The 14,097-nt window shown below is 64.7% G+C and carries 10 protein-coding genes; 4 read left to right on the forward strand and 6 right to left on the reverse strand.

Annotated features, from left to right (window positions below; translation table 11 throughout):
* Window positions 1-87: 87 nt before the first annotated feature.
* The 4 genes from BM338_RS11050 to BM338_RS11065 form a co-directional block, all read right to left on the reverse strand.
* A complete protein-coding gene (locus BM338_RS11050) occupies window positions 88-867 on the reverse strand; it encodes a virulence factor family protein (RefSeq protein WP_090450922.1) in 780 nt (259 codons plus the stop codon).
* Window positions 864-3,473 (reverse strand): bifunctional lysylphosphatidylglycerol flippase/synthetase MprF, encoded by a 2,610-nt coding sequence (gene mprF / locus BM338_RS11055; protein ID WP_255367268.1) that lies wholly within the window; start codon window positions 3,471-3,473, stop codon window positions 864-866. The genes BM338_RS11050 and mprF overlap by 4 nt, the downstream gene beginning before the upstream one ends.
* A 319-nt stretch (window positions 3,474-3,792) precedes the next feature.
* Entirely contained in the window at window positions 3,793-5,787 is a 1,995-nt protein-coding gene (locus BM338_RS11060; protein ID WP_090450923.1) for an OPT family oligopeptide transporter, read from the reverse strand.
* A gap of 113 nt (window positions 5,788-5,900) precedes the next feature.
* Complete coding sequence (locus BM338_RS11065) at window positions 5,901-6,791, reverse strand: LysR family transcriptional regulator (protein ID WP_090450924.1); 891 nt, start codon at window positions 6,789-6,791, stop codon at window positions 5,901-5,903.
* A gap of 106 nt (window positions 6,792-6,897) precedes the next feature.
* Between BM338_RS11065 and BM338_RS11070 the strand changes: the two genes are divergently transcribed.
* Complete coding sequence (locus tag BM338_RS11070) at window positions 6,898-7,359, forward strand: YybH family protein (protein ID WP_090450925.1); 462 nt, start codon at window positions 6,898-6,900, stop codon at window positions 7,357-7,359.
* Window positions 7,360-7,364: 5 nt separating this feature from the next.
* On the forward strand, window positions 7,365-8,558 hold the full coding sequence (locus BM338_RS11075; protein WP_255367293.1) for an MFS transporter: 1,194 nt from the start codon (window positions 7,365-7,367) through the stop codon (window positions 8,556-8,558).
* A gap of 6 nt (window positions 8,559-8,564) precedes the next feature.
* Here the strand turns inward: BM338_RS11075 and BM338_RS21695 are convergent, their stop codons facing one another.
* Window positions 8,565-9,032, reverse strand: a complete 468-nt coding sequence (locus tag BM338_RS21695) for a hypothetical protein (protein WP_218156331.1) — start codon at window positions 9,030-9,032, stop codon at window positions 8,565-8,567.
* Between the two features lie 249 nt (window positions 9,033-9,281).
* Between BM338_RS21695 and BM338_RS11080 the strand changes: the two genes are divergently transcribed.
* Entirely contained in the window at window positions 9,282-9,605 is a 324-nt protein-coding gene (locus BM338_RS11080; RefSeq protein WP_177229302.1) for a helix-turn-helix domain-containing protein, read from the forward strand.
* A 40-nt stretch (window positions 9,606-9,645) separates the two neighbouring features.
* On the opposite strand, the gene def is transcribed toward BM338_RS11080, so the two are convergent.
* Window positions 9,646-10,185 (reverse strand): peptide deformylase, encoded by a 540-nt coding sequence (gene def / locus BM338_RS11085; RefSeq protein ID WP_090450927.1) that lies wholly within the window; start codon window positions 10,183-10,185, stop codon window positions 9,646-9,648.
* Window positions 10,186-10,513: 328 nt separating this feature from the next.
* Here def and BM338_RS11090 point away from each other — a divergent pair, with 328 nt between their 5' ends.
* Entirely contained in the window at window positions 10,514-14,011 is a 3,498-nt protein-coding gene (locus BM338_RS11090) for a hybrid sensor histidine kinase/response regulator (RefSeq protein ID WP_143109287.1), read from the forward strand.
* Window positions 14,012-14,097 lie beyond the last annotated feature (86 nt).

Consider the following 14,097-nt stretch of genomic DNA (forward strand, 5'->3'; position numbering starts at 1 on the left):
GCTGGATGGGCTTGCGTGTCCGGCTTCGACGCCGGGCTCCGGAGCGGAACCCTAGCACTCAGCGACGCGCCGCCTATCGGCCGGAGGTCATGGGGCCGCTGGCAAATCCATGATCATCTGCCGCGCCAGTCCTTCGTAGTTGTAGTCGAAGTGATGATCGCCCGGCTTCTGGTACACCTTTATCCAGGCCGGCAGACCCTGCTCGGCGCAGATGGTGTCGTCTTCGTCATCCTTGCCGTAGTAGCACACCACTGGCGGCTTGCCCTGCAGGGCGAGTAGCGGCGGATGGGCGTCGTAGTGCTTCACCGGATTGAGCCACTGGAAGAAGTCCTGCGTGTAGGTCTTCCACCAGCCCTCCCGCATATAGCCTTCCATTTCAATCTCGAAGTTGACGTCCTTGCTCGGCGACAACAGCACCACCTGCGCTACGCGCGCACGGTTTTCCGGTGAGAGCCGATCGACGACGGACGGCACTACATCGGCGCCGAAGGAGAAGCCGATCAGCCACACACGCTTCTTGCCAAGCTGCGCACCGTACTTGGTGATTATCGCGTCAAGTTCAGCGGCGGAAGCTTCCGGTGAGCGCTCGCGCCAGTAGTACTGCAGCAAGCTGACGCCCAGCACGGGAATGCCATGATCGGCCAGGATGGCGCCGAGCTGCTTGTCGAGATCGCGCCAACCGCCGTCACCGGAATAGAAAATCGCGACCACATCGTCACGACCAGCCAGCGGTTTCACGCCCGCCTTGGCCGGCAGCACGATCAATGATTCTTCCATCGTCGCGTGATGCCACGGCCGCCATACGAACAGGCCTACCACAGCGGCAATCAGGATCAGCACAGCAAGGATCTTTACGATTCGCTTCATCGACGCACCATACCCGAGAGTCCGCCGGAGATGAGGCTGGCGACATTGGCCAGCACCAGCGGCAGGGCGATGCCCCCGGGTACGGCGAGATAACGTGGTTCCCATTCGGGATCGAATTTGTCTTTGTACTTGTGCAAACCGCGGAAGTTGTAGAAGCGCTCGCCGCGACCGAACAGCAACGCACCCAGCCGGCTCCATAGCGGTGCGCTGCGCCGGTTCTGCATACCAGAGAACGGTGCCATGCCCAGGTTGAACCAGCGATAGCCCTGCTGCTTCGACCACTGCATGAGTTCGATAAACAGGAAATCCATGATGCCCGCGGGGCCGTCCGGCAAGTGGCGCATCAGATCGAGCGATGCCTCTTCCTTGCTATCGGTGAGGAACAGATTGGCGAAGGCCACCATCTGCTCGCCCTGCCACACCACCGCCATCGGCGTGCGCGCGAGGTAATACGGATCGAAGCTGCCCAGCGAGAAGCCCTTCTCGCGCACGCCCTTGTCGCGCATCCACGCATCAGAGATCAGCTTGAGCCGTGGCAGCAGCGCCGGCACGGCTTCGGCCGGCACGATCTCCATGCGCAGGCCGTCGCGGGTGAGTTTGTTGACGGTGTTGCGCAAGACCTTCTTCGACTTGCCGTCGAGGTTGAAGGTGTCCAGGCGCACGCGCGCCTCCTCGCCGATCTTGAGCAGGTTCATGCCCACTTCGAGGTAAAGATCGAGGTCTTCGGGGCGCACCTGATAGAACAGCGGCCAGCCTCCGGCGCGCTCGCATTGTTCGCGGAAGGTCCACACCAGCTCGCGGCGCGCTTCGTCGTCCTCGCCCACCGGATCGCCCATGGCGACCCAGCTGCGGCCTTCCACGTCGTACATGATGAAAGCCTTGCCCTCGGTATCGAACAGCAAGGTCTTGTCGCCCATCAAAGCCAGGTGCGCCTGCGCCGAGGAATAGTGCTTGATCAGCGGCAACGCCTTGGCCAGATCGTCTTCATCTGGCAGACGCAAATCGGGACGCACCGGGCGGATCAGATTGGCCAGCGCAAACAGCATGCCCACCGCCGTCGCACCCACCAGCGCGCGCAAAGCGCGCGGCGCGCCGCCGTGATAAAAACTGAATTCCCACCACAAGTTGGTGCTGTATTCGACGTGCTTGTAGCTGAAAGACACCAGCCAGCCGGCGCAGCCCAACACGGCAAGGATGGCGATGATCCAGCCCACCGAGAAAGTGGCGCTGAACAGTGAAGCGCGGCGGTAGAACAACCGGTGCGCCGGCGCCAACCCCAATGCCAGCAGCGACAGCAGGGTCGCTTCCTCGTAGTCGATGCCCTTGAGCAGCGACAGCACCGCGCCCAGCAGCAGCAAAACGAGAGTCAACACATAGGCCGCATCGAGCCGGCGCTGCAAACCGCGCGCAAGGATCAACAGCAGCATGCCGACCATGCTGGCAAGGAAGTGCGAGAACTCCAGCACCGGCAACGGCAGCACGTGACGCAGGATCTCCATGCGTCCCGGCAGGGCCGACGTGGCACCCGAGAACAACAGCACCGCGCCGGAGACCAGGGTCAGCCCGGCGAAGAACGGCGGCAGCAAACCGGTGAACCACGGCGCAAGCGGCACCTTGCCGGCAAGGCCGCGCGCTTCGCGCCCCAGCACCACGACGGTGGCGGCGCACAGCGGCAGGAAGTAGTAGATCAGGCGATACGCGGCGAGCGCGCCAAGGATCGGCGCTTCAAGACCCTGGTTGCCGGTGGCGCCGAAGCCGGCCAGCATCACCGCCTCGAACACACCCAGGCCGCCGGGCACATGGCTGATCAGGCCGGCGATCTGCGCCAGCACAAAGATCGCCATGAAGTGGCCGAAGCCGGTGTCGACCTCGTTCGGCATCAGCAGGTACAGCACCCACGCCGCCAGGCCCCAGTCCACCGCGCCGGTAAGGATCTGCCGCGCCGCGGTAGCGGTCGACGGCATGCTCAGCCGCCAGCGCCACACATGCAGCGGACGACGCAACAACTTGTTGCCGGTCAGCCATAGCAACGGGATCAAGGTCAGCACGATCGCCACCGGCAGCCGCAGCCCAGCCATCGGCACGTAAGTCGGCACCGGCACCAGCATCAAGGTGATGCCGGTCAGCGCGAGCAGGCCCAGCCAGAAACTGGCGGTGCAATACAGCACCACCTTGGCCACCTCAATCGTGGACAGGCCGGCCTGGATATAGAAGCGATAGCGGATCGAACCGGAGATCAGCAGCGCCATGCCCAGTGCATTGCTGAAGGCGTAGCTGATGAAGGAGATCAGCGTTACTTGCGCGCGCGGCAACTTGCGACCGATGGAAGCCAGGCCGAACCAGTCGTACAGGGTCATCACGCCATAGCTGGCCGCAGTGAACAGCACGGCGAGCACGATGCGGTGGTTTTCGAGTCCGTGGACGTACCGCGTGACTTCGCGATAGCTCACCTGGCTGGCGAGCGAGTGCAACGCCCATAGCGCCAGGCACAGCATGCCCACCGACAACAGCGGGCCGGCGAGCCGGCGCAGCCATACGGCGCTCAGGCCAGGGCGTGCCAGGGCATCTCCCGGATCCGGGGCGTCCGCCCCTTTCTGCTCCACCACTCGACCAAGGCCTCCACAACACGATTCAAGGCATGCGGCGCATGCCGGACACCATCGGCACGATCAGCCGTGACCCTACCGGTCCCGCCCTGCGCCGAAGGGCGCATTAAGCAAGACGGACGGACAGCGGATTGCTGCAACGGTAAAGAATAGCCTGTCGAACCCGCATCCGTTCATAACGACGCAAGTTCGCCCCCTTGCCGGCGTGGGCCGGACGCGCCGCAGTGTACGGCCAGCCCTTTCACGGGAGGTGACACCGGAATGTCAGCGGGCAGGGGCAGCCCTCCCCTGCTTCACGCAGGAGAGGGAGTACGCGTTATCAGGCGCCGCTGCGCCCCTGGCGCGCCACCCAGCGATACAGCACGACCACCAGAGCGGCGAAGGCGGCACCGCCGACCCACTCAGCGGTCGCGGCGAAGCTCTCGCCCACCAGCGCCAGCGGTGCGCCCTTGCCGGAGAAAGCCACGACAGCGGCGATCACTACGCCGATCACGCTCTCGCCCACGAGCAGGCCGGAGGCCAGCAGCACACCCAACTGCTTGGTCGCCTCGGGCTTGGGACCGCGCTCGGCGCGCTTGTCGAAGAACCAGCCGACCACCGAGCCGACCACCACCATCAGCGTGCTCGCGGTGGGCAGATAGATGCCCAGACCCACGGCCAGCGGCGGAATGCGCACGTGCTTGGTGGTGCGCGCCAGCACTTCGTCCACCACGATGATTGCCACACCGATCCAGATGCCGGTGATGATCAAGCCCCAGTCGATATTGTTGGTGATCACACCCTGTGCCAGCGCCGAGATCAGGCCAGCCTGCGGCGCAGGCAGCGCCTTGGGACCAGCGCCGGGCACGCCGGCGAAGCCATAGGCATGGTTGAGCAGGTCCAGCACCGGCGGAATCACCGCTGCGCCGGCGATCACGCCGATCACCAGGGCCACCTGCTGCCGCCATGGCGTGGCGTCCACCAGCTGGCCGGTCTTCAGATCCTGCAGGTTGTTGTTGGCGATGGCCGCCACGGTGAAGACCACCGCCGTGGTGAACAACGCGAACGCCACCAGCGCCTTGCCAGCCTCGGCCGGCACGTAAGGTTTCACGCCCGCCACCAGCAGCAGCGCCGCGCCGATCACCACCAGGATGCCCACGCCCGACAGCGGGCTATTGGACGAACCGATCAGGCCGGCCATGTAGCCGCACACGGTCGACACAAAGAAACCCATCAGCACCACGTAAGCCACACCGCCCACCGCCAGCACGGCCATGTGGTCGCCCAGGCCGCTGGTGTTGGCGAAGTAACCGAGCAGCCAGGCGATCGGCACAAAGCAGACCAGGGTGATCAGGCCGACGATGCCAATCGGGATGTCCTGCTCAGTGCGCGGCAGCGTGTCCGCCTTGCCGGCCTTGCGCACACGCGAAGCGGCTATGGCCGAAGTCAGGCCGCTGATCACCGGTTTCACCAGCTTGGCCAGGGTCCAGATCGCCGAGACACCGATGGAACCAGCACCGACGAAACGCACCTTATGGCTCCAGGTGCCCAGGGCCAGGTCGGCCACCGCACCGGCGGCATCTCCCGCCAGCGCCGAAAAGTGCGGCACGCCCCAACCCCAGCCGATCAGCGCGCCGACCAGCATCGCGATGCCGACCGACAGGCCCACCAGGTGGCCAATCGCGAACAGCGCAAACGAAAGATTGAAGTCGAAGCCGCTGACCGCGCCTTTGTCGCCCACGCGGAAGTAGCTGACCACGTCGGCGGCGAACACCTGGGTCGCCACCACCACCGCGAACACGGCCGAGGTGATCGAGCCCCACAGCACCGCCATCAGGCCGGCCTTGCCCTCTTCCACACTGCCAGCGTGTTCGTCGTCGCTGCTGCCGACCTTCAGCACCTCGGCGCAGGCGATGCCTTCCGGGTACGGCAGGTCGGAGTTGGTCACCAGCGCGCGGCGCAGCGGGATCGAATACATCACGCCGAGCACGCCGCCGAGCGCGCAGACGGCGAATGAGGTCCAGAACGGAAAGCCGGTCCACCACCCGATCATGATCATGCCGGGCAGCACAAAGATGATCGACGACAAGGTGCCCGCCGCCGAAGCGATGGTCTGCACCACGTTGTTTTCCTGGATGGTCGAGTCCTTGAAGCTGCGTAGGATCGCCATCGAGATCACCGCCGCGGGGATCGAGGTGGCGAAGGTGAGACCCGCCTTGAGGCCGAAGAACACATTGGCCGCAGTGAATACGAGGGTGATGATCACACCCAAAATGACGCCGCGCAGCGTCAGCTCCTTGCGCACATCCGCGCCCGTCGCGAGATTGGCGCTCACGAATGCTTACCCGTCATGGTGGATCTCCCCGACCGTTGTTGTTCAAAACCTTCCTAGGTTTGCCACACTTTTGCCTCCGAGCAAAGCGCGGTGCAGCAGAGCCGTGCATTTTCCTATGCTTCCGCCACCCAGCGCGAGGCGACAAAGTCGATGAAGGCGCGCGTGCGGGCGGGCAGCTGTTTACTGGCCGGCCACACGATATGCACTGGCATGCTGGGCAAACCGTAGGGCGCCAGCACCTGCTCCACCAGGCCCTGGTCGATCAGCCCGCGCACCTGCCATAGCGGTGCGAGACCGATACCCAGACCACCGGCGACCGCGGCATTGCACGCGGCGGCATTGTTGGCGCTGAAACGGCCGCTGACTTCCACCGGCAGCGGCTTGCCGTGGCGACGGAAAGTCCAGGTCTGCGCATCTCTGGCGGAACGGCGCAGGACGCATTGATGTTTGGCGAGTTCCGCCGGCTTGCGCGGTCGCCCGTGTGCCGCGAGATAACCCGGCGAAGCGAAAGCGATCTGGTGCAGGCGACCCAACAGGCGCGCCTGCAAGCGGCTGTCCGGCAACTCGCCAAGGCGCACGGCGGCATCCAGGCCGTCGCGCAGCAGGTCGGCATGACCGTCGTCCACCACCAGTTCAATGTCGACATCGGGGTAGCGCTCCATGAAGGCCGCCATCAACGGCATCACATACACCGGCGCGTATTGAGTCGAGCCGCCGATGCGCAGGCTGCCCTCGATTCTCGCGCCGTGTTCGGCGAGTGAGGAGCGCGCCAGGTCGATATCCGCCAGGGCCGTCTTGATGCGCGCATGGAAGGCCAGCCCCGCCGCGCTCGGTTGCGCGCGGCGTGTAGTGCGATGGATCAGCTCCACGCCCAGCTCGCGCTCCAGCGCGGCGAGCACACGGCTCACCGTCTGCAGGGAACAATGCAGATGCCGCGCGGCGGCGCTCAGGTTGCCCTGCTCCACCACAGCAATGAAGACACGGTAATCGTCGATGCTGGCCATACGTCATTCTCACTAGATACGTGATAGTACCTACTTTGAATCGTCGATTCTCTCTTCGCCCAACCAGTCCAATACTCGCTGCTCCCATCTCATTCCGGAGCAGCGCATGAGCTTCGTACTTCCACAGACCATCGATGGCATCGACACACGCTTCGCACCCGATCACCCCATCGCCGCGCTGACCGCTTTCTATCGTGCTTTCAACCAGCGCGATCTCGACGCGATGGCGCGCAACTGGGCGGACGATGAAACCGTATCGATGAGCAATCCGCTGGGCGGCATCCGCCGAGGTTGGCCGGCGATCCGCGCGGTGTACGAGCGCATCCTTAGCGGCACGGCGCACGTGCAGGTAGTTTTCCACGACTACACGCTGCATCAGGCTGACGACTATTTTCTCGTCGTGGGCCGTGAGCGCGGCATGCTGGAACACGGCAACGCCCGGCTCGAACTGGCGATCCGCACCACCCGTTTCTATGGCCGCGTCGACGGTGCCTGGCGCCAGTTCCATCACCACGGTTCGTTCGACGATCCTGCGCTGCTCGAGGCGTATCGGGACATCCTGTCGTGAGCGTGATGGCAAGCGAAGCGCGCGGACAGCACGTGCCGCCGGTGCGCCTGTTCGCACTCGCCACTGCGGTGATCGTGCTTAGTCTCTATCTGGCGCAGCCGCTGGTGGGGATGATCGGTCCGTCGCTCGGGCTTTCTCCTGCCGCCGCCGGACTGATCGCCACGCTGACTCTCGGCGGCTACGCGCTCGGCCTGTTCCTGCTGGTGCCGTTATGCGACGTGGTGGAGAACCGCGCATTGGTGCTGACAACGCTGAGCGTGCACGTCGTCGCGCTGATCGCCGCAAGCTGCATCGCTGCGCCGTCCGCCTTCCTGCTTGCCAGCCTGCTCGTGGGCATGAGCGCCTGCGCGATCCAGATGCTGATCCCCATGGCGGCGGCGATGACGCTGGAAGCGCAGCGCGGTCAGGTGATCGGCAACATCATGAGCGGACTGTTGCTGGGGGTGATGCTGTCGCGTCCGTTGGCCAGTCTGGTGGCAGGACGCTTCGGCTGGCATGCCGTGTATGCCTTGCTTGCCGCCGCCGTCGCGCTGTTGCTGCCGGCCTTGATGCGCACGCTGCCAGTGCATCGGCCGGCTGGTGGACGCAACTATTTTCAGCTGATCGCATCCCTGTGGCATCTGCTGCGCGAAGAACCGGTACTGCGCCGACGCGCGATCACCGCGGCACTGTGCTTTGCTGCCTTCAATGCGTTCTGGAGCACGGTTGCGCTGTTGCTGGCACGCGCGCCGTTCTCACTTGGAAGTACTGGCATCGCGGTGTTCGCGCTGGTGAGTGTCAGCGGCGCAGTCAGCGCGCCTATCGCCGGCCGGCTGGGTGATCGCGGTCATGCGCGGCTCGCCACTCGCGCGGCGCATATCTGCGTTGTCGCGGGGCTGTTGCTGGCCTGGCTCGCCGGTTCGCCATGGGCCATGACGCATATCGCACCCATGCTGTCGCTGGCGCTGTTGAGCGCAGCAGCGATTCTGCTCGATGCCGGCACTATCGCCGATCAGGCGTTGGGACGGCGCGCGATCAATCTGCTGCGCCCCGAGGCGCGCGGCCGCGTCAATGGCCTGTATACCGGCGTGTTCTTTGTCGGTGGCGCTGCCGGCTCTGCTTTGGCGGGGCCGGCCTGGGCCATGGCGGATTGGAATGGCGTGGCCGTGATGGCGTTGATCTTTGCCTGCGCCGCCAGCGTGTCTGGCGCACGCCGGTAAGAGGAGCTACAGCGGCAACTCGCCTTTCGCACGGCTCTCGTCCGACCAGCCACGCGCGCAAATGCTCGCGTGCCGCGGATGCGTGAGATAAAGCGCTGCATGCTCGGCCAGATGCCGCCAGCGCAGGCATTCTTCATGCAGATGAAACACGTGATCGCGGACGGTCCGGCCAATCGGTATTTCCAGCCAGCTGGAAGCCACCTTCAGCTTCATCACGCAGCGTAAGGCGCTCTCCGCTTCCCATGCGGCGGCGGCCTGCGCCAGCGCATTGGCGCGGATCTCACGCAGACGTTCGCCGCACAGACGGGAAAGACCCTCATCGTGAATCATCAACAGTCCGTTGCCCTGCAGATCGTTCAACAGGCGGTCGAGTGGGCTTAGCGGATATTTCGCATGCGTCGCACGGACGGCGGCGGGGAGCCTGCCGGTGAACTCATAACCGCGAAACCTCGGAGCGATCTTCTTGCCATCCATGCGTGTGATGCCGTCGTCGCGGCCTCGTCCTGCCGCAAAAAAATACAATCATAAATAGCCAGCCTATGCAACCATAGATTGGCATTACCGAGGGATAGATAAACAACAATACGGACTCATCTTTTTGCGCCTGCGGGCGATGCCAGACCTATCTCTGGCGCGCACCGCGCAGCGAGGACGGAGTCTCCTTTGGTATCGACCCCGCACGGGTTTGCCCAGCGCCTACATGTCGCCATGGATTTGGCTGGCATGAAGAAAGGGCGATCCCGTACGAGCGAGCTCGCTGCTGTCTTCGACGTCTCCCGCGAAACCGCCCGCAAGTGGCTCAACGATCTCGCCATGCCGGAGATGGAACGCATGACAGAGATGGCTGGCCGCTTTGGCGTGAGCTTCGAATGGCTGGCGACGGGCCGTGGTGCCCCCAAGGGTTTCCATATGGTGCAGGACGCCACCGTGCCCTATCGGGTGGAAAATCGTGAACAGGCGCGTTTGATCGGCCTGGTCGGCCGTTTGCCGCGCGATCAACGCAAGGCGCTACTGGTCTTGCTGGAACAGCTGGTCGATAAATCCTGAGTGCAGCGCTCGAAGACCGCGCACTCAGGACGTTTTCATCTTACTCGTCCGCGCCCGGGTCCATGCCCGGAAACAGCACTTCGGTGTAACCGAACTTGCTGAAGTCAGTCATACGTGACGGATAGAGCCGACCGATCAGGTGATCACATTCGTGCTGCACCACGCGCGCGTGAAAACCTTCCGCCGTGCGGTCGATGCGCTCGCCCTTGGGGCCAATGCCTTCATAGCGGATCAAGGTGTAGCGGCTGACCGCGCCGCGCAGCCCCGGGACAGAAAGACAACCCTCCCAGCCTTCCTCCATGTCTTGCGACAGTGGCGTGATCACCGGATTGAGCAGAATGGTCTGCGGCACCGCCGGTGCATCGGGGTAACGCTCCGAACTGTCGAAACCGAAGATCACCAATTGCAGGTCCACGCCGATCTGCGGCGCAGCCAGCCCCACGCCGCCAGCGTCGTGCATGGTGTCGAACATGTCGGCAATCAGCGCATCCAGCTCGGCGGTGCCGATCATGGCGTCAGGCACTGGCGGCGCAATGCGCAACAAGCGTGGGTCACCCATCTTCAGGATTTCGCGGATCATGGAAGCCTCGCTGGCGACATCGTTGCCCTACTGATTGTGGCCCGCTACGTGTTAAAGCAAGAGCCACGGCGGATGATCCTTGTAGGAGCGCACCCTGTACCCCGGGTGCTCCGCCGGCCGAAGCCGTCAGCTTAACGGGAGGCAGGTTGGCCATGCGGAGTCGTGACTCCTAGAACAACAACCCGCCGTGCGATGGGGCATCATCGCCCGTGGTCCATGCCGGCCACTCGCCGCCGGCTTCCGGCCCACCCGCCCGAAAGCCAGTGCCGATGCCGCCCCGAACCCACGTGACAGCTCAGACGCCACGCGCCGCCAAGGAGACCGCACCTTGCTTTCCGCATTGATGCTCCAAGCGCTGCTGGCCGCGGCCAGTGCGTCACCACCGGCATGGGTCGATCCAAGTTTCCGCAACTACGGTATGGCCGAGGGGCTGCCCAGCAGCAGCATCGACGTGCTGGCGCAGGATCGCGACGGCTATCTGTGGATCTCTACCGAATCCGGGCTTGCGCGCTACGACGGCAGCAGTTTCAGAGTGTGGCGGCACGACCCGCGCGACCCCCATTCCCTATCCGCGCAACCCTTGGCGACGCTGATGGTGGACCAGGAGGGACAGCTGTGGGGCGGCAGCCGCGAAGGGCTGGTGCGTTACGACTCGGTCCACGAGAACTTCCTTCACTGGAGCCACCACCCGGCCGATCCATCGTCCCCGGGCAGCGACGACGTCACCGCGCTAGCGCGTGCGGGCAAAGGGCCGTTGTGGGTCGGGCACTTCGATGTCGGCATCGACCGCCTTCGCGATGATGGGCGCGGCTTCGACCATATCCGCCACGATCCCGCCGATGCCGGGAGCCTGGCGTCCGACACGGTGTATTCGCTGCTGGCCGAAGACCATGGAACGCTCTGGATCGGTACCGGCCATGGCCTCGACCGGCGCACGCCGGACGGCAAGATCAGCCATGTTGCTTTTGACCGCCCCGACGACGCTTTCCACGACAAGCCACTGCGCATCTATCGGCTGGCGCGTATCGGCGAGCTGCTCTACATCGGCAGCAACTTCGGGCTGTATCAACTAAGCCCGGCAGCATCCGCAGCCACGCTGGTAGCCCCGGATATCCTGCCCCGCAAGGCCGTGCTCTCGGTGGCCGGCGATATCCAGGGCCGGCTGTGGATCGGCACCAACGATGACGTGTACGTGCGCGACGCCGACGGCCGCTATCACCGCCTCGAGGCACAACCGTTATTGCGCCAGGGCCTGCCGAACGGCTACGCCGCCAATCTGCTGAGCGACCACGAAGGAGGGCTGTGGATCGGCACCATGAACGGCCTCGCCTATCTGTCACCAAGCTGGGCCGACTTCCGCTTCATCACCCATACGCCGGAAAGTCCGGACAGCATCTTGCCCGGTGTCTATCGTGCGGTAGCTACACGCAGCGACGACCATGTCTGGATCGCCGGCAAAAACGGCGCTATCGATCGCCTGGACCTGCTCACCGGCAAGGCTCGCCATGCCCCGTTCCAGATACCGCAGGGACGCAACGTCAACAGCATGGCCGAGGATGCGCGCGGTCGCTTGTGGCTGAGTTCGGTGAGCGGAAGCTTCGTGCTCGACGGCGACAAGGTCACCGAGCTCAAGGCGCCGATGGCCGAACGCATCGTGTTCGGCGACGACGGCACCGCTTACCTGCAGGCCGACGACGGCGTGTTCGCCTACGACCCGGACACCTTCAAGGCTCGTCCGCTCGCCTTCGATGAACGCGCCAAGGATGTCGCCATCAACGACATGCGCCTGCAGGGTCACGCGCTCTGGTTTGCAACCAACGCTGGCGTGATGCGCTGGGCGCCGGGCGACGCTCGGGCGACTTTTGTCGGTGGCGTGAAAGCCATCGCCTATAGCGCGCTGGATCTGCGCGACGGCCATTTATGGCTGCTCGACGACGAGAACCTCTACGACTACCGGCTGGAGAGCCAACAGGCCGTGCTGGCCAGCGCGTTCCCGATCTACCGGCAGCGCACACTCAGCGACATTCTGAGTATTCACGCCGATGGGCTGGGCCGAGTCTGGTTCTTCTCGCGCAGCGGGCTGTGGCGCTACGACCCCGCCAGCGGCACCGTGCAAGAACAAGGACTGGCACAGGGTCTGCCGGAAGGCCAGTTCACCAATGTATCTAATACCGAGACACCCGACGGTCGCGTGTTGGCGGCAACCAATAGCGGTATCGCGATTTTCGTCCCAGAGACCATCCGCGAGCTTGCCCGCGAACCGCGCGTCCGCCTGGAGGGCGGCAATGTCCGTCGCCACGGCGCCATGCTGCGACTCGCCTCCGCCGAGCAGCCCTGGCGGCTGGACTGGAACGACCGCGACCTCACCATCACGGTCCGTGCGCTGACCTACATGGCGCCGGAACGCACGCACTACCGCTTCCGCCTGGACGGCCTGGACAGCGGCTGGGTCGATACTGGCGTTCGCGGCGATCGCACCTTTAACCAGTTGCCTGGCGGCGACTACAGCCTGCATGTGCAGGCTGCCGGTCCCGATGGTGTTTGGGGCGAACTGCCCGCGCCTCTGCGTATTCATGTGGATAGCCCACCGTGGCTGCGCTGGTGGGCCTGGCTGGGTTATGCCGCCCTGCTCGCGTTGCTGTTCGCCGCGCTGCTGGCCGCCATGCGCCGCCGGCAGGCGCAGCGCCATCGCCTGGAGCTGATTACCCAGGAACACCAGCTGGCACAGTCCGCCAACCTGGCCAAGACCGAGTTCCTCGCCGAGCTCGGCCATGAAATCCGCACACCGATGACCGGCGTGCTGGGCATGGCCGAACTGCTGCTCAGTCGTCCGCTGGAGGCCACCGAGCGCGGTTATGTACAGACCATCCGCAACTCCGGCGAAGTCTTGCTGACCCTGGTCAATGACGCCCTCGATCTGGCGCGCATCGAAGCCGGCAGACTGCAGTTGGCGCCCGCACCGTTCGATCCGCGTGCCCTGCTGCACGACGTCGCCGAACTGCAACACGGCAAGGCCGTCGGCAAAGGACTCGCACTGCGCGTCACTATCGATGATGCCGTGCCCGCCAGGGTCCTGGGCGATGCCGTTCGCATCAAGCAGATCCTGCTCAACCTCAGCGGCAATGCGCTGAAGTTCACCGAGCGTGGCGAAGTGTGCCTGGCGCTCACGGTGAAGGGGGAAGGGTTGCAGTTCACCGTCAGCGACACCGGTCCGGGCATCGCCACGGCGGATCAGGCGAAGCTGTTCCAGCGCTACCAGCAACTCGACAGTCCGCAGCGCGGCTCGGGCAGCGGCCTCGGTCTGGCCATCTGCCGCGAACTGACCACGCTAATGCACGGCACCATCACCCTGAATTCGGCCACTGGGCGCGGCAGCGAATTCCGCGTCGTCCTGCCGTTGCCGGCGGTTGCCAACGGCGGCGAAACGACGCGCGCATCCCGTACGGACCAAGGCCCTTACTGGCGCCTGCTATTGGTGGAGGACGAGCCGACCGTCGCCGCGGTGATCGTGGGACTCCTGGAAGTACAGGGGCATGTCGTCGAGCACGCGCTGAACGGCCTGAAGGCGATGGAGCTGCTGGAAGGCGAGCGCTTCGACGCCGCGCTGGTCGACCTCGACCTGCCCGCGCTGGACGGCTTCCAGTGGGCGCGCCTGGTGCGCTCGCGCGAATCCGGCCAGCGTCTGCCGATGATCGCCATCACCGCGCGCTCCGGCGGCGACGAGGAAGCCCAGGCCAAAGAGGCGGGCATGGATGGTTTCCTGCGCAAGCCTTTGCAGGGCGAACAGTTGGCGCAAGCCTTGGCGGCGCTGCTGCCACACGCCTGAACCACCTTTATTCGACCAATGGCTAATGCCGGCGGGCGCACAATGGCATTGACCCCCGCAGTGACGGGGACGACCCTTGCGGATGA

Origin of the sequence: Dyella sp. OK004, from assembly GCF_900114495.1 — a bacterium.
Taxonomy (GTDB): domain Bacteria; phylum Pseudomonadota; class Gammaproteobacteria; order Xanthomonadales; family Rhodanobacteraceae; genus Dyella_D.